Below are 25,529 nucleotides of genomic sequence, written 5' to 3'. Positions count from 1 at the left end.
TAATATACCTGACTTAATTACACATAAACGCTATCGATTTAATTAATTGAACGCCAAACAATCTCAATTCCCAAGATGAATAACCCGATAAAGAAAAGGCGACGAAAAATCAGCGGGCTGCTGTGACGACGCACGATCCCACCCAACCACATGCCGCCCAGCGCCGGCAACAGCGCCAGCAGCGAGCCGCCGAGCAGCGAGCCGGGCAGTGCCTGATGCCAGGCTAATCCGGCGGCCAGCGCCAGCGTCGAGACGGTGAACGACAGCCCCAGCGCCTGTACCAGATCGTCACGCGCCAGGCCCAATGCGTTCAGATAGGGCACCGCCGGTATGACGAATACGCCGGTGGCGCCGGTCAGCACGCCGGTCACCAGGCCGCACAGCGGCCCCAACCAAGGCTCTGCCGTGGCGGAAACGCGCCAATCGAAACGGGTGAATCCCAACAGCGCATAGCCGATCAGGCAAACGCCCAGCGCCAGCGGCGCCAGGCGGCCGTCGGTGGCGGTGAGCGCGCCGGCGCTCAGCAACGTGCCCAGCGTGACGCACAGCATCATCGGCCAGAGTCGACGGCACAGCGCCCCCAACCTCGGCCCGCACAGCAACTGCCACAGATTGGTGATCAACGAGGGTAACAGCAGCAGCGCGGCGGCCTGCCCCGGCGGCATCATCAGGCTGAGCAGCCCCATCGAGACCGTCGGCAACCCCAGACCGATCGCCCCTTTGACCGTGCCGGCCAGCGTAAAAATGCCCGTCAGGGCGATAATCTCGAGTAACGTCAGCGACATGCGTCTATCCTTATGGCGAATCAACGGCCCGATTGTGGCCGGCGCCGCGCCGCGGCACAATGCGGCAATGGCAGAGCCTGCCTGCGGCAAAGACAGAGGAAGAACGCATGCATTTTGACTTTATCGATCTGCGACTGTTGGTGGCGGTGCTCGAGACCGGCAGCATCACCGCCGGCGGCGAGCGCGTCGGGCTGTCGCTGGCCGCCGCCAGCGCCCGCATGCGCGGGCTGGAACAACAGGCCGGCGTGGCGCTGTTGACGCGCAATTCGCGCGGCGTCCAGGCGACGCCGGCCGGTGAGCGCCTGTTGCAACACGCGCGCGTGCTGCTGCAACAGCGCGACCGGCTGCGGGGTGATATGGCCGAGTTCGCGCCGGGCCAGCGCAGCCAGCTGCGCATCGTCGCCAATACCGTCGCCGCCGACGCTTTTCTGCCGGAGCTGCTGGCGGATTTTCTGGTGCTGCACCCGCACACCGACATCGCGCTGGAGGAGCTGCCCAGCCCGGCCATCGCGCAGGCCATCGCCGAACGGGCGGCGGATATCGGCATCGTGGCGGACCACGCCGATCTGCGTGGGCTGGCAAGCTACCCTTTTCGCCAGGATCGTCTGGTGCTGGCGCTGCCGCCGGGGCATGCGCTCAGCGGCCGCCGCACGCTCAGCTTTGCGGACGCCCTGCCTTTTGATTTCATCGGCCTGCCGGAAGAGAGTGCCCTGCAACAGCATCTGGAACAGCTGGCGATACGCAGCGGCGGCCCGATGCGGCTGCGGGCGCGCGCGGCTAATTTCGACGCCATCTGCCGCATGGTGCTGCGCGGCGCCGGGCTGGCGGTGGTGCCGGAAGAGAGCGCCCAACGCCATCCACAGATCCGACACGGCGCCCTGTCGCTGACGGACGATTGGGCGACCCGGCGCCTGTCGCTGGTGGTGCGCGAATGGGCGCAGCTGCCGCTGCCGGCGCAGCGGCTGGTGGCGTTCCTGCGCCAGGGGGAAGGCGGTATTACAGGTGGTCGTTGAACCAGGCAATCTGACGGCCGATGATGCCGGCAAAATGCGGGCCGGCGTACATGTCATAGTGCTTCGCATTCTGCTCGACATGCAGCGCCTTCTTCGCGCTACCTACCGCCTCATACAGCGCGATGCCCTGCTCCGGCGGATTCACGGTATCGCCGCCCGCCACCACCACCAGTACCGGGCATGTGACTCGCGCCGCATTGTCACGCGGCTGATAGCGCAGCGTTTCGCGCACGGTCAGGAACGGGATCTTGATGTCCATCGCCGGGTAACGCGCCTTGTTCTCCTCGAAGAACGCCTTCGACTCGTCATCGCTCAACACCCGGGTGACGGCAACAAACATCTCTTTGCCGGTGGCCTGTTTCTTCTCCGCCATTTTGTCCAGCGTGGCGATGAACGCCTGTTTTTCGTCGGCAGCCATTTTCCCCGTCACGATGGTTTCCCCGTCGGCGAAGGCCAGCTGGCTAACGACGCACTTGATGGCCGGCTCGGCCGCGGCAGCGCCGAACACGTGGCAGCCGCCAAACGACGTGCCCCACAGGCCGATGCGCTCGCTGTCGATCTGCGGCTGCGTTTGCACCCACCGGCTCACCGCCAGGATATCCTCAATCTGCAGCGCCGGTACCAGCCGCCCGCGTTCGCCCTCGCTGGCGCCGAAGCCGCGATAGTCAAACGTCACCGCCGCAAAACCGGCGTTGACGAAGGCCTCGGCAAAGGCCGGCAGCAACAGCTCCTGAATGCCGCAGAAGCCGTGACACAGAATAATCGCCGGAACCTTGGCCGGGTTATCAGGTAAACGAACTGTTACGGCCAGGCCGCTTTCCATTTTATGCGTGGTTAATGTCATGTTAACTTCCTGTTTTTTATAGGTAAGGTAAAAATCAGGCTAACATTAATCCCCGAATGAGCGCCGCCAGTCAATAACCCAATGTAACAATTTACAATGTTAATGATTCCCCGGCTCCGCGCGCAGCCGCGCCACCTGCGCCTCCACGTCGCGCCAGGCCGGTTTGTCGCCGGCATAGCGTTGGCGCAGATAATTCACCAGCGCCGTCACCTGCCGATCGGAAAAGCTGTCCTTAAAGCCCGGCATAAAGCCCAATTCGGCGGTGGCCGGTTTGGGGATCCCTTGCAGGATCACTTTGATCAGGTTATCAGGGCGATCGCTGAAGATATTGGTGTTATTGGCCAGATCCGGGCTGATGCCGAACAGCTGCGGCCCACCGGCAGCGGCGCTGTGGCAGGCCTGGCAAGCGCCCTGGAACAACCGCTCGCCAGCCAACTGCCCCGCCACCGGCAAGGCGCGGGCCGCCAACTGCGCCTGCGGTTCCACATTCAGCGTCGCCTTGGTGCTCAGCGACATCACATAGTTGGCCATCGCCCGCAGATCGCTCTGCGGCAACGTCGCCAGTTCGCTGACCACCGGCCCCATCGGCCCGGCCGCCACGCCGTGCTCGGCGGAATGCCCGCTGCGGAAGTACTGAAACAGCTGTTCCTCGGTCCAGGGCTTATCCGCATTGGCCAATTGATTCAGCGCCGGCGCTTCCCACCCGTCCACCATCCCCCCCGCCAGGAAAGCCGCGCCGCCCTTTTCCGCCCCCAGCACATTGCGCGGTGAATGGCAGGCGGCGCAGTGGCCGAGCCCGTTGACCAGATAGGCGCCGCGGTTCCACTGCGCGCTTTGTTGCGGATCGGGTTGATATTCCCCCTGGCGCAGGAACAGCGCGTTCCAGCCCGCCATCAGCGGCCGCAGGTTAAACGGGAAGCGCATCTGATTGGCCGGATTGCTCTGGCGCACCGCCGGTTGCGACATCAGATAAGCGTACAGCGCCTGCATGTCGCCGTCGGTCATTTTACTGAAGGCGGTGTAAGGAAATGCCGGATACAGATGGCGGCCGTCCCGGGCGATGCCCTGGCGCATCGCCCGATCGAACGCGGTAAACGACCAGTTGCCGATGCCGGTTGCCACGTCCGGGGTAATGTTGGTGCTGTAGAGCGTGCCGAACGGCGTCGCCATCGCCAGCCCGCCGGCGTTGGTCGCCCCTTCCGACGCGGTATGGCAAACCGCGCAGTCTCCGGCGGCGGCCAACTGGCGGCCGCGCTCCAGCGTGGTGGCCGACCAGGTGCCGGCGCCGGGCGTCGCCACCGGCTCGATCTCCGCCCGCCACGGCAAGGCGCTGCCGGCGATGCCCAGCACCGCGCCGAACAGCCCCGCAGCGCCGCCGAACCACCATTTTCCGCGCTTCTTTTTCGTGGGCGTGGCGGCCTGCCGCTCGGCATCCGGCCCGTTCAGCGCCTCTCGCAGCTTATCCGAGGTGATCGGCAGCTCGCGAAAACGAATGCCGGTAGCGTCGAATACCGCATTGGCGATGGCCGCCGCGCTGGGCACCGACGCCGACTCCCCGGCGCCCAGCGGCGGATCGTAAGGGCGCGGCATCATCACCACGTCCACCTCCGGCACCTCCGGGAAGGTCAGGATCGGGTAAGCCCCCCATTCTTTGGCGGAGACCGTTGACTCCTCAAAGGTCACGCGCTCTTTCAACACCCGGCTGGTCGATTGCAATACGTTGCCGTGAATTTGGTGGCGCACGCCGTCCGGGTTGACCATCATGCCCGCGTCGTGGCCGACCACGATGCGCGTCACCGCCACTTCGCCGCTGGCTTTGTCGATCGCCACGTCGGCCACCCAGGCGGCCCAGGCCGCGCCAAAGCCGGGAAACTTGCTGTGGATGTAACGGGCATAGGCAAAGCCGCGCCCGCGCAGCACGCCGTCTTCCGCCGGGGTCTGCATCGGTTCGGTGTGCGGCGTCCAGCCGGCGCGTTCTGCGGTGCTGCGCATCAGTTCACTGGCGCGTTCGTCATGGATATAGCGCAGCCGATATTCCAGCGGATCGACGCCGGCGGCGTGGGCCAGCTCATCGATATAAGATTCGTGGGCGAAGGTGTTCGGCAAGGCGGAAACGCCGCGCATCCAGGAGGCGCGCACGATCGGCGCCATGTCCTCGATGCTGACGCGCAGCGCCGGATACGCATAAGGCGGCACCGAAGTGCGGTCGCCCATTTCATAGGCCACCGGCAGCGGCTCAACCCGGCCGGTCAGCAACAGCGCCAGCGTCGGCGCGCCGTTGGAAGGATAATAGGTGCGAAAGTCGTAGGCGACCGGGTGCCCGGCGGCGTCCAGCCCGCCGTCCACCTCCATCAGCTGCGCCGTGCCCTTCGGTTCCCACACATGTTCTTGTTCGCGGGTCAGCTGCACCCGCACCGGCCTGCCCACCGCGCGCGACAGCAGCGCCGCGTCGGCGCAGACGTCATCGGCGCAATTGCGGCCATAGCAACCGGCCGCCTCCATGCGAACGATCTCGATCTGCGCTTCCGGGTATTCCAGCAGCCAGGCCAGATCGGCGCGCAGCAGGTGCGGGTTCTGGCTGCCTGACCAGACCTGCAGGCGCTCCGGCCGGTAGTCCGCCAGCGCGCAGGAAGGGCCAATCGAGGCATGCAGCTGATACGGCCACAGGTAGCTGCGGGTGAAACGCCTGTCGGCCGCCGCCAGTGCCGCGTCCACATCGCCGGTATCGTGCACCACCCGGGTCGAGTGCGGATTGTCGCGCAGCGCCTGCGCCACGTCGGTCATCTGCGGCAAATTGCGGCGCCAGTCTTTCCAGCTGACCTGCAGCGCCTGCGCCGCCTTGATCGCCTGCTCTTCGCGTTCGGCGACGATACCGATGAAATCGCCGATCACCACCAGTTTGACGATACCGGGAATATGCGCGATCGAGGTTTCATCCACCGCCAGCAGGCTGGTGCCGACAAATTCGCCGCTGTCGTACCCGGCATAGGGCGGCCGCACCACCCGGCCGTGCAGCATGTTCGGCAGGCGCATATCGTGTACGTAGGTGGTTTCGCCGGTCGCCTTGGCCGGAATATCGACGCGCGCAGCGCTGGTGCCCACCAGGCGATACTCCGCCTGCGGTTTCAGCGGCGCGTCGCCGGAAATCGACAGCTCGACATGACCGCCGGCCACCAGCTCGGCGTAGCTGAGCGCCTGCCCCTGCGGGCTGCGGATCACACCCTCCTCCAGCGTCAGCTGTTCCACCGACGCATCGAAGCGCTGCGCCGCCTGGCGCAACAGCCAACGGCGCGCTTCAGCGGCGGCGTTGCGCAGCGGCACGGCGGAGATCTGCAGCGTGGCGCTGGCGATGGTGGCGCCCTGATTCGGCGCGCGCTCGGTATCGCCCAACACCATTTGCACCTGATCCATGCGCAGGTACAGCTCTTCGGCGACGATCTGCCCGAGCGCGGTGCGCACGCCGGTGCCAAGATCGACATGACCGTTAAAGGCATAGATTTCGCCGCTGCCGCACAGGGCGATAAACAGCCCCTGCTCTTTGGGCTTCAGCACCGGCGTTTGCCCTTTGGGCACCGGCCCCGAAGGCGGTTGCACGCTGTCGACGATCAGCAGCACGCCGTCGCGCTGCAGCAATTCGGCCTGGCTCGGCGATGGGGCACGGGAATCAGTCATGGGCGTGGGCGTCCTCATCGCGGCAGAGAATGATGGCGCGCTGAACCGCACGCAGGATTTCGAGATGGGTGCCACATCGGCACAGGTTGCCGGACAGCGCTTGACGGATCTCCGCCTCGCTCGGTGCGGGATTGCGATCCAACAGGGCTTTGGTGGTCATGATCATGCCATTGAGGCAGTAGCCGCATTGCGCCGCCTGCTCTTCGATAAAGGCACGCTGCACCGGGTGCAGGCGCTGGCGATCGCCAAGGCCTTCCAGGGTGACGATCGCCCGGCCGGACACGCCGAGCGCCGGGATCACGCAGGAGCGCGCCGCCACGCCGTCGATCAATACGGTACACGCGCCGCATTCGCCCAGGCCGCAGCCGTATTTCGGGCCGTTGAGCGCCAGATCGTTGCGCAGCACCAGCAAGAGCGGCGTATCCGCCATCACCTGCGCATGAAGCTGTTCGCCGTTCACCGACAGCATCAGCGGATGCTCCGTCAGCGTGGTTTTCGCGCCTTCCCTGGGCGATTGCACTTCAGATATCGCCATTGTTCGCGTCTCCGCCTGCATGTGATGGTCTTATGGGCTGGCCTCTCGCCACCGACCACCAGGCAACCGACGTTGCGCGGGCGAATCAGCCGGTGGGCGGATCTTCCAGCATTTTATTCAGCAGGAATATCAGCGCTATCCGTTCGGCCGGGTTGAGCGTTCCGAACGTCAGCTCTGTGATTTTCGCCGCCTGCGGCACCGTTTCCGTCAGCAGCACGGCGCCGGCGTCGGTGAGGCCGACTACCACCTTGCGCCGATCGATCGGATCCGGCGTCACCGTGATCAGATCGCGCGCCTTCAGCCGTTCGACGATGCCGCGTATGGTGGCCTGATCCACCGCCGTCACCTGCACCAGCTCGGTCAGCGAGCTCGGCCCCATATCGCGCACCGCGCACAGGGTGATGAACTGCACCGCCGTCAGCTGCGAATCGCCGACGTTTTGCTGGAAAATCGCCACGTGGCGCTGATAAACCTTGCGCAGCAGGTGCCCGACTTGCTCGGTAAAATGATAATTTTCGGGTTGGCCGCTCACGGCTGACGGGTATTCGGGGGGCGTCATTGCGTTACTCTCACCATCTATGGAATCCACGAGAATAGTACAAACCCCCGCCGTTGGCAGCAACGATTACGCCCGGCGCACGCGCGACGCCTCCGGTGCCACCACTTCACCGTCCGCCACCACCGTTTGCCCGTCGAGGCGGATGTCGCAGCGGCGCAGCGCGATGTCCATATGGCAAGGCGTTTTGCGCGTGCCGCCCACTTCGGTGTTCGGCCCGGTGGAGAACAGGAAGTTGCCGTAGAACGCGCGCGCGTCCATGCACATGCCGTCGTTCTTGTCGTGCAGGCCCATCGCCGTCCACTGGGCGCGCGGCTGCAGGCCCCAGCCGATGTGCGAAATGCCGTACACCTCCGGATCGTCGAAGTATTTCATGTATTCGCGCAGGTATTCCGCCTCGAAGCCGCCGTGAATGCGGGTGACGAACCCTTGTTCGATCTCCAGCGTGATGCGTTCGCGCGCATAGCTTTTAAACGGCAGCAAGATATCGCCGACCTCCAGCACCAGCACCCCTTCCGCCTGCTCCTCATTCGGCCAGGTGAACAGGAAGCCGCTCGGCCAGTGATCCCAGCGCCCCGGTTCATCGGCATAGCCGTACTCGGTCACCGTCGGGTATTGCCCGAGCGGCGCGCGGAAATCGCTGCCGGCGGCGGAGGTCACCTGCATCAGCTTCGCCTGCTCCAGCACGGCGGCGGCGGCCAGCACCCGCGCCTTGTCCTCCGCGTTGGGCAGCATGCGCGCCAGCACCTCCGGCGGCTCCACCGCCAGCAGGATGCGGGTGCCGGTTTTCAGGATCTGCTCCTGCTCCGGCGAATGCAGCAGCATCATGGTATCGACGATCAGGTCGGCGGCCTCCAGCGCACGCTGCGCCGCCAGGTTGCCGGTCAGCGCGGTATCGCCGCAATAGGCGGTCATGTCGTTGCCCATCGCCCGCGGATGGTTGAACGCCGGCAGCTCGACGGCATACACCCTGGCGCCCAGCCGCAGCGCCGCGTCGGTCGCGGCGCGCACCGTGCGCGCATCGGAATAATGGCTTTTCAAAATCGCCACGCTCTGCGAAGCATCGACCTTCGACAGCGTAAGCACCTGCTCGAACAGCTGTACCAACTGGGTTTCATTGACCGCCATGGCCTGTCTCCTGTCTCGTCAAGGGTGACCGACGCCCGCAAGGCGGCGGTGATTTTTCAAACAATTTAAAGTGAACGCGCTCATTTTTATCTAAGTCAAAAAAGCAAAGGAAAGCAAGCTGCGAATACCCACCATAAGAAAGTCCTATTTCATCCCTCATCAATCCTGTGATTAACATGAGTTTAACAGTAATACGCCGTCAATTAGCGTGAGCAAGATCTGATTTAACACTTTTGCAACTTTGCGTTATCTAGCGCATACACTATAAATCGATCGTCCAGCCACGCGTTGGGCCTACGCTGAAAAAAGCCAACAGACAGGGGAAACATGATGAGCAAACAACCACGCATCGCCGTCGTCGGCGCCGGGCTGGGGGGCGCCGCCGCCGCCGGGCTGCTGCAAAAAGCCGGCTTTACCGTCGATCTGTATGAACAGAGCCCGGCGTTCTCACGCCTCGGCGCCGGCATTCACATGGGGCCGAACGTACTGAAGATTTTCCGCCGGCTCGGTATTGAGCAGCGGCTGGAGCAGATGGCGTCTCACCCCGATTTCTGGTTCAGCCGCGATGCCGAAAGCGGCGACTACCTGTCGCGCATCGAACTGGGCGCCTTCGCCCGCCGGGAGTACGGCGCCGCCTATGTGACGGTGCACCGCGGCGATTTGCAGGCGTTGCAGCTCTCCGCGCTGCAGCCCGGCACCCTGCACTTCGGCAAATGCCTGAGCAAGATTGAAGATCGCGGTGACGAGGTGGTGCTGAACTTCGTCGACGGCACCTCGGCCCACGCCGACATCGTGATCGGCGCCGACGGCATCAATTCACGCATCCGCGAGCACCTGCTGGGGGCTGAAGCGCCGACCTACAGCGGCTGGGTGGCCCATCGCGCGCTGATCCGCGGCGAGAAGCTGGCGAAATACAACCTGACGTTCGAAGACTGCGTGAAGTGGTGGTCGGCGGATCGCCATCTGATGGTCTACTACACCACCCAACGGCGCGACGAGTATTACTACGTCAGCGGCGTGCCGCACCCGGCCTGGGATTTCCAGGGCAGCTTCATCGACAGCAGCCGCGAAGAAATGTTCGAGACCTTCGCCGGCTACCACCCGATCGTGCAGGCGCTGATCGAATCCAGCGAGCAGGTCACCAAATGGCCATTGCTGAACCGCAAACCGCTGCCGCTGTGGAGCGAAGGCCGTCTGGTGCTGCTCGGCGATGCCTGCCATCCGATGAAACCGCACATGGCTCAGGGCGCGGCGATGGCGATCGAAGACGCCGCCATGCTGACCCGCTGCCTGCAGGAAACCGGCCTCGGCGACTACCGCACCGCCTTCCAGCTGTATGAAGCCAACCGCAAGGAGCGCGCCTCCAGGGTGCAGGCGGTGTCCAACGCCAACACCTTCCTGCGCACTCAGGAAGATCCGGCCTGGGTCTACGGCTACGACCTGTACGCGCAAGCGCTGAAATCGGAGAACGCCGCATGAGCACCTTCCTCTACGGCGCCCACGTTCACGCCAACGGCATTCGCCAACACTACCTGCGCTACGGCGGCCACGGCCCGGCGCTGATCCTGATCCCCGGTATCACCAGCCCGGCGATCACCTGGGGCTTCGTCGCCGAGCGGCTGGGAGAAAAATACGACGTCTACGTACTCGACGTACGCGGCCGCGGTCTGTCGTCCAGCGGCCCGGAACTGGCTTATGACGCAGAGACCTGCGCGCAGGACGTCAATGCCTTCGCCGCCGCGCTGAACCTGACCAATTACGCCCTGCTCGGCCATTCGATGGGCGCCCGCTTCGCCCTGCGCGCCGCCGTTTTGCAGCCCGCCGGCGTGCGGCGACTGGTGCTGGTCGACCCGCCGGTTTCCGGCCCCGGCCGCCGCGCCTATCCCGGCCAATGGCCGTGGTACGCCGACTCTATCCGGCAGTCGCTGCCGGGCATGAGCGCCGAGCAGATGCGCGCCTTCTGCCCGACCTGGAGCGAGGAGCAGCGCCGGCTGCGCGCCGAGTGGCTGCATACCTGCTACGAGCCGGCGATCCAACGCGCCTACGACGATTTTCATCAGGTGGACAGCCATCGTGACTACCCGCTGCTGGCCATGCCGACGCTGCTGATGGCCGCGGGCAAAGGCGGCGTCATTCAGCCCGAAGACCGGGCGGATATCCGCGCGCTGCAGCCGGAGATCGCCATCGTCGAGGTCGAGAACGCCGGACACATGATCCCGTGGGACGATTTCGACGGCTTCTTCCGCGCCCTGGGCGATTTTCTGGATTAACTGAGGAACACCGACATGAGCAACCACTACCGCATCGGCCAGATCGTGCCCAGCTCCAACACCACGATGGAAACCGAGATCCCGGCGATGCTGGGCGCGCGCCAGCTGATACGCCCGGAGCGTTTCACCTTTCACTCCAGCCGCATGCGCATGAAACACGTCAATAAAGAAGAGCTGGCGGCGATGGACGCCGAGTCCGATCGCTGCGCGCTGGAGCTGTCCGACGCGCGGGTCGACGTGCTCGGCTACGCCTGCCTGGTGGCCATCATGGCAATGGGGCTGGGCTACCACCGCGAATCGCAGGCCCGGCTGGCGCAGGTGACGAAAGACAATCAGGCCGCCGCGCCGGTTATCAGCAGCGCCGGCGCGCTGGTCAACGGCCTGAAGGTGATCGGCGCCAAACGCATCGCGCTGGTGGCGCCCTATATGAAACCGCTGACCCAGCTGGTGGTGGACTACATCCAGCACGAAGGCATTGAGGTCAAGGTATGGCGCGCGCTGGAGATCCCGGACAACCTCGACGTCGGCCGGCACGATCCGGCCAGGCTGCCGGGGATCGTCGCCGAGATGGATTTACGCGAGGTCGATGCTATCGTGCTGTCCGCCTGCGTGCAGATGCCTTCGCTGCCGGCCGTTCCGACGGTGGAGGCCCAAACCGGCAAACCGGTGATCACCGCCGCCATCGCCACCACTTACGCGATGCTGACCGCGCTGGAGCTGGAGCCGATCGTCCCCGGCGCCGGCGCCCTGCTGTCCGGCGCCTATTGAGGAGGCATGATGAACGACACCCTAAGCGACAATTATCGCGGCGTCTGGGGCCAGCGCCTCGGCTTCGGCCGGCGCCCGGCGCTGCTGGCGATCGACTTTATGCAGGCCTACACCACCGAAGGCGCGCCGCTGTTCGCGCCGGGCGTGGTGAGCGCGGTCGAGGAAAGCCGCGAGCTTCTGGCCTGTGCGCGCCGCACGGGAATTCCTGTGATCCACACCCATATCCGCTATCATGCAGGCCATTTTGCCGATGGCGGCCTGTGGGTCAAAAAAGCGCCGGTGATGAAGGACATGGTGGCGGGCAACCCGCTGGCGGCGTTCTGCCCGCCGGTGGCGCCGCTGGCCGATGAGGTGGTGCTGAGCAAGCAATACGCCAGCGCCTTCTTCGGCACCGCGCTGGCGCCGCTGCTGGTGGCGCAAGGGATCGACACGCTGCTGATGATCGGCTGCTCCACCAGCGGCTGCATCCGCGCCAGCGCGGTGGACGCGGTGCAGCACGGCTTTCGCGCCATGGTGGTGCGCGAGTGCGTCGGCGATCGTCACCCCGGCCCGCACGAAGCCAACCTGTTCGACATCGACAGCAAATACGGCGACGTGGTGCACAAACGGGAGGCGCTCGACTACCTGAACCGGTTATGAGTCAACGATTCACCTGCAACGACAATAACGAAGGCGCAGACAGCGCCTCACGCGACCGCCCGAAACAGGGCGGCGCCCATGCATCGCAAACACAACAGGCGCCTCCTGCGGAGGCCAACACGCACCACCTGGAGACAACATCATGGCCATTGTCGATACCCCGCTGGCGGGGAAAGCGGACGCAGAATCGCTGCTGCTGTACCGCAAAATCACCTGGAAACTGATCCCGTTTCTTTGCCTGTGTTATCTGGCGGCCTACCTCGATCGCATCAACGTCGGGCTGGCCAAGCTGCAGATGGCCGACGCGCTGCAGCTGAGCGAAGCGGCCTTCGGCCTGGGCGCAGGGCTGTTCTTCGTCGGCTATATTCTGTTCGAGGTGCCGAGCAACCTGATCCTGCAGCGCGTCGGCGCCAAGATGTGGATCGCCCGCATCATGATCACCTGGGGGCTGCTGTCCACCGCCACCATGTTCGTCACCACGCCGACCCAATTCTACGTCATTCGCTTTCTGCTCGGCGTGGCGGAGGCCGGTTTCCTGCCCGGCGTGCTCTTTTACCTGACGCTGTGGTTCCCGACCTATCGCCGCGGCCGCATCATCGCGCTGTTCATGATCGGCCTGCCGCTGTCCAGCGTGATCGGCGGGCCGCTCTCCGGCTGGATCATGGGCCATTTCGACATGCGCCACGGACTGCACGGCTGGCAGTGGCTGTTTTTGCTGGAGGGCATTCCCAGCGTGCTGTTGGGCGTGCTGACCTTCTGGCTGTTGCCTAATACCTACCAGCAGGCCAAGTGGCTGACGCCCGAGGAAAAACAGCGCATTGCCGACGATCTGGCGCGCGACGACGCCGAGGCCGATCACGGCAAGCACAGCTTCCGCGACGGCTTCTTCAACCTGAAGGTGTGGATGCTCGGCGGCATCGACTTCGCCATTCTGCTCAGCGCCTACGCCATGGGCTTTTGGATGCCGACCTTCATCAAAACCGCCGGCGTCACCGACATCACCACCATCGGCTACCTGACGGCGATCCCCAGCGTCGCCGCCCTACTCGGTATGCTGCTGATCGGCAGCAGTTCCGACCGGCTGCGCGAACGGCGCTGGCATATCATCGTGCCGTTTATCGTCGGCGCGCTGGCGATGGCCGGCAGCACCTTCTTCACCCACAATGCGCTGGCTACGGTGCTACTGTTCTCCATCGCCCAGGCGGCGATCATCGGCGCAGTGCCGGTGTTCTTCAGCCTGCCGGCCACCTTCCTGCGCGGCACGGCGGCGGCGACCGGCTTCGCGCTGGCCTGTTCGCTGGCCAACATCGCCGGGCTGGTGAGCAATTCGCTGATGGGGTTGGCGCTGGATCTGACCGGCAAGAGCGGCGGCGCGCTCTGGGCCTTCGCCGGCTGCCTGCTGCTCAGCTCGCTGCTGGTGGTGGCCCTGCCGGCCAAGGTGGTGAACCGCTGAATTGTCGGCCACGCCAAAAAGACGAAGGGCGCATAACGCGCCCTTTTGTTTGCTTACCGGGAGTGGCCGAACTTACTCGTCCTTCAACCCGCGATTGATCAACATCGGTTCGATGCTCGGCTCTTTGCCGCGCCAGTCGATATACAGCTTCTCCAGATCCTGGCTGTTGCCGCGCGATAGGATCATGTCGCGGAAGCGCTGGCCGTTTTCGGCGGTCAGGCCACCGTGTTCGGTGAACCACTGGAAAGCGTCGTCCGCCAGCATTTCCGTCCACAGATAGGCGTAGTAGCCCGCGGCGTAGCCGTTACCCCAGATGTGCTGGAAATAGCTGGAACGATAGCGCGGCGGCACGTAGCTGAGATCCACCTTGTCTTTTTGCAGCGACTCGGCCTCGAACTTGTCCACGTCCTGCTGCGGTTGGTCGGCGGTCAGCATGTGCCAGTGCATATCCAGCAGCGCGGCGGACAGCAGCTCGGTCATGCTGTAGCCCTTGTTGAACTTGTCGGCCTTCTTAATCTTGTCGACCAGTTCCTGCGGCATCGCCTCGCCGGTCTGGTAGTGCTTGGCGAAGTGGCTGAACACTTTCGGATCGCTGACCCAGTGCTCGTTGAACTGCGACGGGAACTCGACGAAGTCGCGCGCGGTGTTGGTGCCCGACAGGCTCGGGTATTCCTGATCGGCGAACATGCCGTGCAGCGCATGGCCGAACTCGTGGAACATGGTGATTACGTCGTCATACGACAGCAGCGCCGGCTGGCCCGGCGCCGGTTTGGTGAAGTTGGCGACGTTGTAGATCACCGGCTTGGTGCCGTTGAGCTTCGACTGATCGACGAAGTTGCTCATCCAGGCGCCGCCACCCTTGTTGTCGCGCTTGAAGTAGTCGGTGTAGAACAGCGCCAGCGATTTGCCGTCCTTGTCGAACACTTCATACACCTTGACGTCCGGCTGGTAGACCGGGATGTCCTTGCGCTCTTTGAAGGAGATGCCGTACAGCAGGTTGGCGGCGTAGAACACGCCGTTGTTCAGCACGTTGTTCAGCTCGAAGTAAGGTTTGATCTGCGACTCGTCCAGATCGTACTTGGCCTTGCGCACCTGTTCGGCGTAGAACTGCCAGTCCCAGGCCTGCACCTTGAAGTCGCCTTTCTGCTGATCGATCACCGCCTGAATGTCTTTGGCTTCACGCTCGGCGCGCGCGGTGGCCGCCGGCACGATGTTGCGCATAAAGCTCAAGGCGGCATCCGGCGTCTTGGCCATCTGGTTTTGCAGCTTCCAGGCGGCGTAGTTCGGGTAGCCCAGCAGTTTGGCCTGCTCGGCGCGCACCTTGGCCAGACGCGAAATGGTCTGGCGGGTATCGTTGCCGTCGCCCTTCTCCGCACGCGTCCAGGAGGCGTCGAACAGCGCTTGGCGGGTGTCGCGATCTTTCAGGCTCTGCAGCAGCGGCTGCTGCGTGGTGTTCTGCAGCACCAACAGCCACTGTTTCTCCAGCTTGCGCTCGGCGGCCGCCTGCGCTGCCGCGGCCAGCTCGCCTTCCGACAGGCCGTCCAGCTTCGCCGGGTCGGTTATCGCCAGCGCGCCGTTTTTACTCGCCGCCAGCAGTTTGTTGGTGAACTGGGTGCTCAGCGTCGCCGCTTCCTGGTTCAGCGCCTTCAGCTTGGCCTTGTCGGCGTCTGACAGGTTGGCGCCCGCCAGCTCGAAGTTCTTGTAGGTCACTTCCACCAGCCGGCGCGATTCCGGATCCAGCTTCAGCGCGTCGCGATCCTGATAGATGGCCTTGATACGTGCGAACAGCTTGCCGTTGAGCATGATGTCGTCGTTCAGCGCCGCCAGCTTCGGCGAGGTCTCTTCATCCAGCTTCTGCAGCGCATCGCTGGTGTTGGCCGAGGTCATGGCGCCGAACACGCTCATCACCCGCGTCAGCAGCGAGCCGGCCTGCTCCAGCGCCACGAAGGTATTCTTGAAGTTGGGCTTGGCCGGGTTGTTGGCGATCTTCTCCACCTCTTCCCGCTTTTGCTTGATGCCCGCTTCGATCGCCGGCGCGTAGTCGCTTTCCTTGATCAGGTTGAACGGCGGCGCCTGGAACGGCAGGCGGCTTTGATAGAAGAACGGATTCTGGGTCTTTTGCTTGTCGTGCTGATTGGCTTCACCGGTCACGGTAGCCTCCTTCGCCTGGCCGCTGGGCAGCGCGCTATGGTCGGCGTGAGGTTGGGTTTCTGCTGCCTGTGCCTGCGAGCCCAGCGCCATGCCGATCGCCAGCACCAATGTGGATAAACGCATCAAATCGAAACTCCTCCATGTTCACGGAATAAGGTCTCGGGGAATGGCTCCCTCTGAGTCATCACCTAGCTTAGGCGCAGTTGGCAGTTTGAGCAAAAACAAGTGATTAGAAGTTAGCCGCCGCGCCAACCTGCTGTATCAGGAACGTCAGCAACGCGCGCGTTTTGGCCGGCAGATAGCGGCGACCGGGGTAAACGGCATACAGCTGCAGCGGCGCCGGCGGCAGTGCCAGCGGCACCTCAACCAAACGGCCATCGGCCAGAAACGGCCGGCAGCCGAGCTCGGAAAGCATGGTGAACCCCACGCCGGCCAAGGCCGCCTTCAGCGCCATCTCCCCGCTGTTGACGCGATAGCGCGCATTGACCGGGACGGTAACGAAGGTTCCGTCCGGGCGGACGAACTGCCACGGCATCCCCTTCAGCGCATCCACCGTGCTGATGCAGGGCAATTGCGTGAATTGTTCAATCTCCGACGACGGCAACCACTGCGCCAGCAACGCCGGAGCGGCCACCACGATGCAGGGGAAAGACGCCAGCGGCTGCGCGACATAGTCGCTGTCGTCCAGCATGCCCCGGCTGATCATCACCGCCAGATCGACATCGTCGAGCAGCGACGTCATACCCGCCAGGTTGGTCACGCAGCTGATTTCGATCTGCGGATGCTGCAGGGCGAACGCCGCCAGCGGCTCGCCCAACAGGTATGGCCCCACTTCATTGGGCACGCACAGGCGCAGCGGCCCGCGCAGCTGTTGCTGCCGTTCGCTGAGGGTTTGCGCGGTGTGTTCCAGCGACGCCAGCAGCGGCTGGGTGCGTTCATGCAACAGCTGGCCGTTCGGCGTCAGCCGCATCGAGCGAGTGCTGCGTTCGAGCAATCGCTGCTCGAGCTGGCGCTCCAGCTGAGAGATATAGCGGCTGACGTTGGAGGTTGGCATCGCCAGCGCCCGCGCCGCCCCGACGAAGCTGCCTTGCTCTACCACCGCCACGAAGATGCGTAACAGGTTTAAATCCAATTTATCGCGCATGATTATCCCTGATTTGATAACAAACCATGCCATTTCTACCATCTAATCCCGATCAACGCCAAGCGCTACACTGCCGGCCTGACTCTGCAACCGATAGATGCTTATGACACCCACGAGAAAGCTGACGGCGATAGCGCTGGTCATCGCCTTTATTCAGTTCACCAACGCCCTGGAATACATGGTATTCAACCCGATATTCCTCTACATGGCCGCCGATTTTTCCGTGCCCGTCAGCTTCGCCGGCTATGTCAGCGCGGCCTATACGCTGGCGGCGGTGATTTCCGGCATCGGCGCATTTTTCTGGATCGGCGGCGTTGGGAAGCAGCGCTTTCTGCTGCTCAATGTCACGCTGCTGGGCGTGACCACCTTATTGATCGCCACAACCCAGCAGTTTTACTGGCTGTTGGCGCTGCGGCTGCTGGCCGGGCTGTTGGGCGGCACCACGATGGGCGTCGGGATCGGCTTGCTGCTCAACGCCGCGCCTGCCGCGCTGCACGGCAGAATGCTGGCGACGGTGATCGCGTCCTTTTCGTTGGTGAGCATTGTCGGCATGCCGGGCATGTTGTACCTGTGCGAAGTGGCAAGCTGGCGCGCCGCGCTGGTGACTATCGGCGGGCTGTGTCTGCTAGCGGCGGTGTTGGTGGCGCTGTTCGTTCCCAGGGATGCGCCGCAGCCACGGGCTGCCGCGCCCGTCGCGCTCGATCGCCGATTGTTGCTGTTCGCCGCCGCCGCCGGCCTGACGCAGTTCAGCCCGATGCTGCTGATCCCGGTGCTGGCGCCGCTGCTCACCCAGCGGCTACAGGTGGCAGACGCGCATTTACCCTGGCTGTTTCTCATCGGCGGCGTGGCCGGCTATCTGGCGACCGTGCTGGCAGGCCGCTGGTTGCAACGCTTTGGCGCCGTGACGCTAACGGTGGGCGCCACGCTGTTGCTGCTGGGTAGCCTGTGGCTGGCGGCACGCGGTGGCGATCGCGGTGAGCTGTTCATGGTCGCGTTTCTCGCGGCGGCCTATGCGCGGCTGGTGGCGATCTCTTCCCTGAGCATGCGTTGGCCGGACAATCGGCAACGCGCCGCCTTCGGCGTACTGCAAACCGCTCTGATACACCTGAGCGCCACGGTGGCCTTCTTGCTCTCCTCCGCGCTGCTGAGCGGCGGCCTCACCCCGTACAGTTTGCAACGCCTGTTATGGCTGTGCGCGCTGAGCGCCGTCGCCGTCGCGCCGCTCAGCGTTTGGCTGCAGGCGCGGCTGCGTCAGCGCGACGCCTCATAAACCACCTTGCCGTCCACATAGGTGCGATAAATATTGCGATCGTCCCCCAGGGTCATCAGCACGAACCCTTGTTCCGCCGTCGTGGCGCTGTTGGCGTAGCGCAACTGCTGCAGCGGCGTGACCGCCGGATCGAGCACCACGAAATCCGCCTCTTTACCGACGTTGAAGTTGCCGATTTTGTCGTCCAGCGACAGCGCGCGGGCGCCGCCCAGGGTGGCGTGATAGAACGCTTCTACGGCAGAGAGCCGGTAATGCTGCAGCTGGCCGACCTTGTATGCCTCGCCCAGCGTGCGCAGCATATTGAAAGTGGTGCCGGCCCCCACGTCGGTGCCGATGCCGAGCTTCACCCGCTTGCGCCAGGCCTGCTGCAGATCGAACAGCCCGCTGCCGAGGAACAGGTTGGAGGTGGGGCAAAACGCGATTGCCGAGCGGGTCTCGCACAGGCAGTCCCATTCCTGCTCCTCCAGGTGCAGGCAGTGGGCGAACACGCTTTTACCGCCGGTCATGCCGTAGCGATGGTAAACGTCCAGATAGCTTTGGTTCTGCGGGAACAGCGATTTTACCCAGGCCACTTCCTGCGGATTCTCGCTCAGGTGCGTCTGCAGCCAAACGTCGGGGAATTCTTCGCGCAGCCGCTGCACCTGCGCCAGCAGCGCCGGCGTACTGGTAGGCGCAAAGCGCGGCGTAATGGCGTAACCGAGGCGGCCTTTGCCGTGCCAGCGTTCGATCAGCTCACGCGTCTGGCGATAACTTTGCTCCGGCGTTTCCAGCAGCGCCTCCGGCGCATGGCGATCCATCATCACCTTACCGGCGATCAGGCGCATATTCAGCGTTTGCGCCTGGGTGAACAGCGCATCGACCGACTGCGGATGCACGCTGCCGAACACCAGCGCGGTGGTGGTACCGTTGCTCAGCAACTCCCGCAGAAAGAAGGCCGACATCTCGTCGGCGTGCTGCTCGCAGCCATAACGGCTTTCGGTCGGGAAGGTGTAATTGTTTAACCAGCCCAGCAACTGGTCGCCATAGGCACCAATCATTTCGGTTTGCGGGTAGTGGATATGGGTGTCGATAAACCCCGGTACGATCGGTTTGTCGCGATACTCCGTGACCGCGAAGCCCGGTGGCAGCAGCGCCTCGCCCTGCTGCCAGCTGCCGAACCAGACGATGGTGCCCTCGTTGAGCAGCAGCAAACCGTCGGGAATGTGCCGCAGGCGTTCCTCAAGCTGTTGCGGCGCCTCCACACAGGCGGCGATATCAAAAAAATTGCCACGAATAGCCGTGGTGAATTGCAGTGCCATTATTTTCTTCCTTGTGACGACCGGCCAAGCCCACCCGCATAATAAATTGCGATGATGAAACAAGGCCCTTTTTACCCAAACGCAAAGACCGGATTAAGCATAGCAAGCCGTGTGCCAATAGGCGGTCATAAAATATATTTTTATTTAAAAACAGATTGATACTAATTTAATCAAAGAAAACCAACCGATGAAAAAGAATAAAACGCGTGGCGGTCTTCAACAGCAGACGAATAGCAACCGTTTGCTTGCCGAAATAACACCGCGCCGCTGCACCTTTATTGGGCAAGCGGATAATTTCGCGGCCGTGACGTTTATTCCAACACGATGCAAAGCGATCTGGCCCATTCCGCAGGCCACCCGACAAACTTGAAACGATAACCATTCTCAATTATCATCCGCGCATCTTTTTGACCAGCAATGCGAAAACCATGTCCGCCACCGCTTCCGCCCCGCACACCGCGCTGTCGCGCCTTTACGCCACCCATCATGCCTGGTTGCAGGGATGGTTGCGCAGGCGGCTGGGCTGCGCGTTCGACGCGGACGATGTGGCGCAGGACACCTTCATGCGCCTGCTGAAAAACGACGCCGCGGCGACCCTGCGCGAGCCGAAAGATTTTCTGGTCACCGTCGCCAAGCGGGTGATGGTCGATCTGTTTCGCCGCAGAACGCTGGAGCGCGCCTATCTTGAGATGCTGGCGCTGATCCCGGATGGCTATGCCCCGTCGTCGGAGCAGCGCCAGATCCTGCTGGAAAGCCTGCAGCAGATAGACGCCATGCTCGACGGCCTGGGGCCGAAGGTGAAACAGGCCTTCCTGCTGTCGCAGCTCGAAGGCCTGGGCTATGCAGACATCGCCGTGCGCCTCGGTGTGTCGGTCAGCTCGGTTAAAAAATACATGGCCAAGGCCACCGAGCATTGCCTGCTGTTCAGCCTGGAAAACGACGTTTTCTCATGAGCAACGCCATCACCCCCGAGCAGCGCCAGGCGCTGAAAATGGCCGCACACTGGTATGCGCTACTGTGCGATGAGCACGTCACCGACCGCCAGCGCCAACAGTGGCAAGCCTGGCATCAGCAGCATGACGATCACCGCTGGGCTTGGCAGCGCGTCGAAGCGTTGCAGAGCCAGCTGCAGGGCGTGCCGGGCAAGTTCAGCTACCGCGCGCTCGATCGCGCCGGCCGCCAGTCGGCGATCGATCGCCGCACCCTGCTGAAGAGCCTGCTGTTGCTGCTCGGCGTGAGCGGCAGCGGCTTCCTTTACCAGTCGCCGCTCGGCCGGGAGCTGCGCGCCGACTACCGCACCGCCACCGGCGAAATCAAACCCATAGTGTTAAGCGACGGCACCCAGCTGGTGTTGAACACCGCCAGCGCGGTAGACGTGCATTACGACGATCGCCAACGGTTGATCCGCTTGCACGCCGGAGAAATCAGCCTGGTGACCGGACGCGATCCCCGGCCGCTGTGGGTGCAAAGCCCGCAGGGGGCGATGCGTGCGCTCGGCACCCGCTTTTTGGTGCGTGAGAGCGGCGGCGAGACGCGCCTGACGGTGCTGGAGCATGTGGTCGAAGCGCAGCTGGCGCAGGACGCGCGGCAAACGCGCCGGGTGGAGGCCGGAGAACAGATCGGCTTCAGCGCCACGGCCTTCAGCGAAAAACAACCCGCTGCGGCGGAGGACGGCTGGCTGCGCGGCGTGCTGAGCGTCAGCCAGTGGCGGCTGGACCGGGTGATCGCCGAACTGGCGCGCTACCGGCGCGGCCACCTGAGCTGCGATCCGGCCGTCGCCGGCCTGCGCGTCAGCGGCAGTTTCCCGCTCAACGATACCGATCGCGCCCTCGCCTTGCTCAGCCAGACCCTGCCGGTGCGCCTGCAGGGCTTTACCCGCTATTGGCTGCAAATCGTCCCCGCCTGAATCGTTTTAAATAAAAATGATAAAAAATCGCATTCTTGATTGTCCCTTTTGCTTCGCTCATCCGACTCCCAGGAAAACACTGCAGCAATAAATAAAAAATGATTCAGGAGAAGGTATGAACAACGCTTGGGGAAAGGGAGCGCCGGCTTCGCTTTGGGGAAAACGGGCCACGCCGCTGGCCGTGGCCATTGGCCTGGCCTTCGCCGCACCGCTGACGGCGAGCGCCGCCAGCGCCGCAGCCACCTATCACATTCCGGCCGGTGAACTGGACGGCGCGCTGAATGCGTTCGCCGCGCGCGCCGGCATCGCGCTCTCGGTGGACGGCACGCTGACCGCCGGTAAACGTTCGCCGGGCCTGAGCGGCAGCTACGGCGTCGATGACGGCCTCAACGCCCTGCTGGCCGGCAGCGGCCTGCAGGCTAAAGCGCTCGGCAACAACGGTTACACGCTGGCCAAACTGCCGCAGCCGCAGAAGGAAGAGGACATCACCGTGGTCGGTGACTGGCTGGCGGAAGGCCGTCAGGTAGACGTGTTCGAACATCCCGGCGCGCGCGACGTGGTACGCCGCGAAGAATTCGCCAAAACCGGCACCACCACCGTGCGCGAAGCGTTGAACCGCGTGCCGGGCGTAGTGGCGCCGGAGAACAACGGCACCGGCAGCCATGACATGGCGCTGAACTTCGGCATTCGCGGCCTCAACCCGCGCCTCGCCAGCCGCTCCACCGTGTTGATGGACGGCATCCCGGTGCCCTTCGCCCCTTACGGCCAGCCGCAGCTGTCGCTGGCGCCAATCTCGCTCGGCAATATGGATGCGATCGACGTGGTGCGCGGCGGCGGCGCGGTGCGTTACGGGCCACAGAGCGTCGGCGGCGTGGTTAACTTCGTCACCCGTGCCATCCCGAAAACCTTCGGCATGGAGGCCGGCATGCAGGGGCAGCTCAGCCCGACCTCGCGCCAGGATCACCCGAAAGGCACCGGTAACCTGATGATCGGCGGCACCGCCGACAACGGCCTCGGCGCGGCGCTGCTCTACTCCGGCACCCGCGGCAGCGACTGGCGCGAGCACAGCGCGACCAAAATTGACGATGTGATGCTGAAAAGCCGTTACGCCCCGAACGAGGTGCACACCTTCAACAGCCTGCTGCAATACTACGAAGGCGAAGCGGACATGCCGGGCGGCCTGAGCCGCGCGGACTACAACGCCAATCCGTTCCAGTCGACGCGCCCGTACGACAAGTTCTGGGGCCGCCGCCAGCTGGCGAACTTCGGCTATCAGTATCAGCCGGATCAGCAGCACAAGTTCGACGTGCAGAGCTTCTACACCTACACCCTGCGCAGCGGCTATCTGGATCAGGGCAAAAACCTGACGCTGTCGCCGCGCGAATACTGGGTGCGCGGCGTGGAACCGCGCTACAGCCAGAGCTTCCGCTGGGGCGATTCAGCGCATGAGGTCGGCGTCGGCTACCGCTACGTCAGCGAATCCACCCACGAGCTGCGCTACACCAGCAAGGCCAGCACCGGCCGGCTGCCGTCCACCGCCAGCCCGTACGATCGCGATACCCAGTCCGGCACCGAGGCGCACGCCTTCTATATCGACGATCGCATCGACATCGGCGACTGGACTATCACGCCGGGCATGCGCTACGAGTACATCAAGTCGTATCAGAACAACTACATCAAGAACAACCGCCTCGACGTTAGCTATAACGCGCCGCTGCCGGCGTTGAACGTGATGTATCACCTGAACGAATACTGGAACCTGTACGCCAACACCGAAGGCTCCTTCGGCACCGTACAGTACAGCCAGATGGGCAAAGCGGTCGACAGCGGCAAGATTGAACCAGAGAAGGCGCGCACCTGGGAGCTGGGCACCCGCTACGCCGGCGATGCGCTGACCGGCGAGATCGGGCTGTTCCTGATCAACTTCAACAACCAATACGACTCCAACCAGGTGACCGACAGCGTGACCGCGCGCGGCAAAACCCGCCACGCCGGGCTGGAAGGCAGCCTGCGTTACGATCTGTCGCAGCTGACGCCGAAACTGGACGACCTGACCGCCTACGCCAGCTACGCCTACGTCAACGCCACCATCCGCGAAGACGGCGGCTACAAGGGCAATCAGGTGCCGTTCTCACCGAAGCATAAAGGCACGCTGGGGCTGGACTACACGCCGGGCAACTGGGCGTTTAACCTTAACGGCGAGTTCCAGTCCAGCCAGTTCGCCGACAACGCCAACACCGTGGCGGAAAGCGCCGACGGCAGCACCGGCCGCATTCCCGGCTATATGCTGTGGGGCGTGCGCGCCGCCTATGATTTCGGCCCGGAAATGGCCGGCCTGAATTTGGGCGTCGGCGTGAAAAACCTGTTCAACCACGAGTATTTCACCCGCGCTTATGACGACAACAACAAAGGTCTGTACATCGGCCAGCCGCGCACGATCTATCTGCAAGGCTCGGTGAAGTTCTGACACTCAGCGGCGGGCGCACCTCATCGCGCTCGCCGCCTCACCCATAACGTGACATCGTCACTAAACGCCTTCTTCTCACCTCGCCCAAGCGGCGAAAAATAAGTCGCTTCTGCCGCCAATGCGCGTAATATCGACAATCCGCCCCGATTTATGGGCGCGGATTTTTTGCCGTTCTGGCCTGAAAAGCGAGGGAATAAGATGAATCATAATGACCTTTCTCAGTGCCGCGTGGACACCGACCGTTTGTTGATTGCCCCCTTTACCGCAGCAGACGCCGACGATGTTTACCAGGCGATCACCCCCACTCTGACGCGCTTTATGGCCTTTGAGCCGGAGGCGTCACCGGAAGATTTCGCCAATGTCTGGCAAAGCTGGCTGCCGCTGATGCGCGAAGGCGAAGAAGTGATCTTCGTCGCCCGCCGCCGCGAAGACCGACAGTTCGTTGGCGTCGGCGGCGCGCACAACCTGCGCAGCCACACCCCGGAGCTGGGCATCTGGGTCAAAGAGAGCCTGCATGGCCAGGGTTACGGCCGCGAAATCGTGCAAGGTATCGCGCGTTGGGCCAGCGAACGCTTCCAGCCGCCGCACTTTCTCTACCCGGTGGCCGAACAGAATACCGCCAGCCGCCGCCTCGTCGAGTCGCTGGGCGGCGTGCTGGTCGGCCGCTGCGAACGCATCAAGTATGACGCCGTGGTGTACCACCTGCCGCCTCAGCGCTAATCAGCATCGGGCCGCCGGCCCGGTGTGACCTTTTTTTCTTTCCGCCGTGATAACCGCTGCCACTGCCTGCGGCTTTGTGCTAATGATAGAGGTATGTAGGGTAAAAACAGTTGAGGAACAGCAACATGATTATTTTTGTTACCGGCGCCACCTCCGGTTTCGGCGAGGCCATTGCGCGCCGTTTTATCCGTGAAGGCCACCAGGTGATCGCCGCCGGGCGCCGCCTTGAGCGTCTCGAAGAGCTGCAGGACGAATTAGGGCAAGCGCTGCACATCGTGCGGCTCGACGTGCGCAACCGCGCCGCCATTCAACAGGCGATCGAAGAACTGCCGGCCGAGCTGCGTCAGATCGACGTACTGGTGAACAACGCCGGGCTGGCGCTGGGGCTGGAGCCGGCGCACAAGGCCAACGCCGATGACTGGGAAACCATGATTGACACCAACGCCAAAGGGCTGGTGAACATGACGCGCGCACTGCTGCCGGCCATGGTCGAGCGTAACGTCGGCCATGTGATCAACATCGGCTCCACCGCCGCCAACTGGCCTTACGCCGGCGGCAACGTGTACGGCGCCACCAAGGCATTCGTCAAACAGTTCAGCCTGGGCCTGCGCGCCGATCTGCACGGCACGCGTATCCGAGTGACCGATATCGAGCCGGGCCTGGTGGGCGGCACCGAGTTTTCCAACGTGCGCTTCAAGGGCGATGACGGCAAGGTCAATAAAACCTACGAAGGCGCCGATGCGCTGACGCCGGAAGACATCGCCGAGTCGGTGTTCTGGGTCGCGACCCTGCCGGCGCGCGTCAACATCAACACGCTGGAAATGATGCCGGTCAGCCAGTCCTTCGCCGGGCTTAACATCCACCGCGGCGCCTGATCCCTGGCGGCGGGAGGCGACTCCCGCCCTATTTC

22 protein-coding genes are annotated in these 25,529 nt (G+C 63.6%); 13 read left to right on the top strand and 9 right to left on the bottom strand.

The genetic code is table 11. From position 1 onward, the window contains the following. Window positions 1-38: 38 nt before the first annotated feature. The gene (locus tag FUU19_RS24540; protein WP_060433004.1) at window positions 39-785 is read right to left on the bottom strand and encodes a sulfite exporter TauE/SafE family protein; all 747 of its coding nucleotides are present in this window, start codon (window positions 783-785) and stop codon (window positions 39-41) included. A 107-nt stretch (window positions 786-892) separates the two neighbouring features. On the opposite strand from FUU19_RS24540, the gene FUU19_RS24535 reads away from it, so the two are divergent. Then, window positions 893-1,798 carry a LysR family transcriptional regulator gene (locus FUU19_RS24535; RefSeq protein WP_230507418.1) on the top strand — a complete coding sequence of 302 codons (906 nt, stop codon included), beginning with the start codon at window positions 893-895 and terminating at the stop codon, window positions 1,796-1,798. On the opposite strand, the gene uilS is transcribed toward FUU19_RS24535, so the two are convergent. From uilS to FUU19_RS24510, 5 genes are all read right to left on the bottom strand, one after another. Then, window positions 1,782-2,642: a UilS family quorum-quenching N-acyl-homoserine lactonase gene (gene uilS, locus FUU19_RS24530; protein ID WP_197861895.1), complete on the bottom strand. Its 861-nt coding sequence runs from the start codon at window positions 2,640-2,642 to the stop codon at window positions 1,782-1,784. The genes FUU19_RS24535 and uilS overlap by 17 nt on opposite strands. A 99-nt stretch (window positions 2,643-2,741) precedes the next feature. Continuing rightward, entirely contained in the window at window positions 2,742-6,314 is a 3,573-nt protein-coding gene (locus FUU19_RS24525) for a molybdopterin cofactor-binding domain-containing protein (RefSeq protein ID WP_230490546.1), read from the bottom strand. After that, complete coding sequence (locus FUU19_RS24520) at window positions 6,307-6,849, bottom strand: (2Fe-2S)-binding protein (RefSeq protein ID WP_047575905.1); 543 nt, start codon at window positions 6,847-6,849, stop codon at window positions 6,307-6,309. The genes FUU19_RS24525 and FUU19_RS24520 overlap by 8 nt, the downstream gene beginning before the upstream one ends. Before the next feature lie 85 nt (window positions 6,850-6,934). Further along, the gene (locus tag FUU19_RS24515) at window positions 6,935-7,408 is read right to left on the bottom strand and encodes a MarR family winged helix-turn-helix transcriptional regulator (protein ID WP_089180871.1); all 474 of its coding nucleotides are present in this window, start codon (window positions 7,406-7,408) and stop codon (window positions 6,935-6,937) included. Window positions 7,409-7,474: 66 nt separating this feature from the next. Continuing rightward, entirely contained in the window at window positions 7,475-8,533 is a 1,059-nt protein-coding gene (locus FUU19_RS24510) for a 2,5-dihydroxypyridine 5,6-dioxygenase (RefSeq protein WP_015377796.1), read from the bottom strand. Between the two features lie 327 nt (window positions 8,534-8,860). Between FUU19_RS24510 and FUU19_RS24505 the strand changes: the two genes are divergently transcribed. From FUU19_RS24505 to FUU19_RS24485, 5 genes are all read left to right on the top strand, one after another. Then, a complete protein-coding gene (locus FUU19_RS24505) occupies window positions 8,861-10,012 on the top strand; it encodes an FAD-dependent monooxygenase (RefSeq protein ID WP_033645813.1) in 1,152 nt (383 codons plus the stop codon). Beyond that, on the top strand, window positions 10,009-10,803 hold the full coding sequence (locus FUU19_RS24500) for an alpha/beta hydrolase (protein WP_102984739.1): 795 nt from the start codon (window positions 10,009-10,011) through the stop codon (window positions 10,801-10,803). Before FUU19_RS24505 ends, FUU19_RS24500 begins: the two co-directional genes overlap by 4 nt. Window positions 10,804-10,818: 15 nt before the next feature. Beyond that, the gene (locus FUU19_RS24495) at window positions 10,819-11,571 is read left to right on the top strand and encodes a maleate cis-trans isomerase family protein (protein ID WP_016927838.1); all 753 of its coding nucleotides are present in this window, start codon (window positions 10,819-10,821) and stop codon (window positions 11,569-11,571) included. Window positions 11,572-11,580: 9 nt separating this feature from the next. Continuing rightward, window positions 11,581-12,210, top strand: a complete 630-nt coding sequence (locus tag FUU19_RS24490) for an N-carbamoylsarcosine amidohydrolase (RefSeq protein ID WP_055312376.1) — start codon at window positions 11,581-11,583, stop codon at window positions 12,208-12,210. Between the two features lie 142 nt (window positions 12,211-12,352). Then, window positions 12,353-13,663 carry an MFS transporter gene (locus FUU19_RS24485; protein ID WP_004938595.1) on the top strand — a complete coding sequence of 437 codons (1,311 nt, stop codon included), beginning with the start codon at window positions 12,353-12,355 and terminating at the stop codon, window positions 13,661-13,663. A 72-nt stretch (window positions 13,664-13,735) separates the two neighbouring features. Here FUU19_RS24485 and dcp read toward each other — a convergent pair whose 3' ends face one another. Together dcp and FUU19_RS24475 are read right to left on the bottom strand one after the other, a co-directional pair. Beyond that, a complete protein-coding gene (gene dcp, locus FUU19_RS24480; protein WP_169318399.1) occupies window positions 13,736-15,937 on the bottom strand; it encodes a peptidyl-dipeptidase Dcp in 2,202 nt (733 codons plus the stop codon). Between the two features lie 106 nt (window positions 15,938-16,043). Beyond that, a complete protein-coding gene (locus tag FUU19_RS24475) occupies window positions 16,044-16,958 on the bottom strand; it encodes a LysR family transcriptional regulator (protein ID WP_230490545.1) in 915 nt (304 codons plus the stop codon). A gap of 103 nt (window positions 16,959-17,061) precedes the next feature. Here FUU19_RS24475 and FUU19_RS24470 point away from each other — a divergent pair, with 103 nt between their 5' ends. Next, window positions 17,062-18,228: an MFS transporter gene (locus tag FUU19_RS24470; protein ID WP_230490544.1), complete on the top strand. Its 1,167-nt coding sequence runs from the start codon at window positions 17,062-17,064 to the stop codon at window positions 18,226-18,228. Here the strand turns inward: FUU19_RS24470 and guaD are convergent. Further along, window positions 18,210-19,526: a guanine deaminase gene (gene guaD / locus FUU19_RS24465; RefSeq protein ID WP_202669449.1), complete on the bottom strand. Its 1,317-nt coding sequence runs from the start codon at window positions 19,524-19,526 to the stop codon at window positions 18,210-18,212. The genes FUU19_RS24470 and guaD overlap by 19 nt on opposite strands. A 187-nt stretch (window positions 19,527-19,713) precedes the next feature. Between guaD and FUU19_RS24460 the strand changes: the two genes are divergently transcribed. The 6 genes from FUU19_RS24460 (at window position 19,714) to ydfG (ending at window position 25,494) form a co-directional block, all read left to right on the top strand. Further along, window positions 19,714-19,896 carry a hypothetical protein gene (locus tag FUU19_RS24460; protein ID WP_230490543.1) on the top strand — a complete coding sequence of 61 codons (183 nt, stop codon included), beginning with the start codon at window positions 19,714-19,716 and terminating at the stop codon, window positions 19,894-19,896. 58 nt (window positions 19,897-19,954) lie between these two features. Continuing rightward, the gene (gene fecI, locus FUU19_RS24455; protein ID WP_230490542.1) at window positions 19,955-20,479 is read left to right on the top strand and encodes a ferric citrate uptake sigma factor FecI; all 525 of its coding nucleotides are present in this window, start codon (window positions 19,955-19,957) and stop codon (window positions 20,477-20,479) included. Next, the gene (gene fecR, locus FUU19_RS24450; protein ID WP_230490541.1) at window positions 20,476-21,432 is read left to right on the top strand and encodes a ferric citrate uptake sigma factor regulator FecR; all 957 of its coding nucleotides are present in this window, start codon (window positions 20,476-20,478) and stop codon (window positions 21,430-21,432) included. The genes fecI and fecR overlap by 4 nt, the downstream gene beginning before the upstream one ends. A 115-nt stretch (window positions 21,433-21,547) precedes the next feature. After that, a complete protein-coding gene (fecA, locus tag FUU19_RS24445) occupies window positions 21,548-23,899 on the top strand; it encodes a TonB-dependent Fe(3+) dicitrate receptor FecA (RefSeq protein WP_197833828.1) in 2,352 nt (783 codons plus the stop codon). A 198-nt stretch (window positions 23,900-24,097) separates the two neighbouring features. Next, a complete protein-coding gene (locus FUU19_RS24440) occupies window positions 24,098-24,619 on the top strand; it encodes a GNAT family N-acetyltransferase (protein ID WP_230490540.1) in 522 nt (173 codons plus the stop codon). 125 nt (window positions 24,620-24,744) lie between these two features. Next, the gene (ydfG, locus tag FUU19_RS24435; RefSeq protein ID WP_197833830.1) at window positions 24,745-25,494 is read left to right on the top strand and encodes a bifunctional NADP-dependent 3-hydroxy acid dehydrogenase/3-hydroxypropionate dehydrogenase YdfG; all 750 of its coding nucleotides are present in this window, start codon (window positions 24,745-24,747) and stop codon (window positions 25,492-25,494) included. The last annotated feature ends 35 nt before the right edge of the window (window positions 25,495-25,529 follow it).

The organism is Serratia montpellierensis (genome assembly GCF_020858655.1).
GTDB lineage: Bacteria > Pseudomonadota > Gammaproteobacteria > Enterobacterales > Enterobacteriaceae > Serratia > Serratia montpellierensis.
This window is presented reverse-complemented; position numbering and strand designations above follow the sequence as displayed.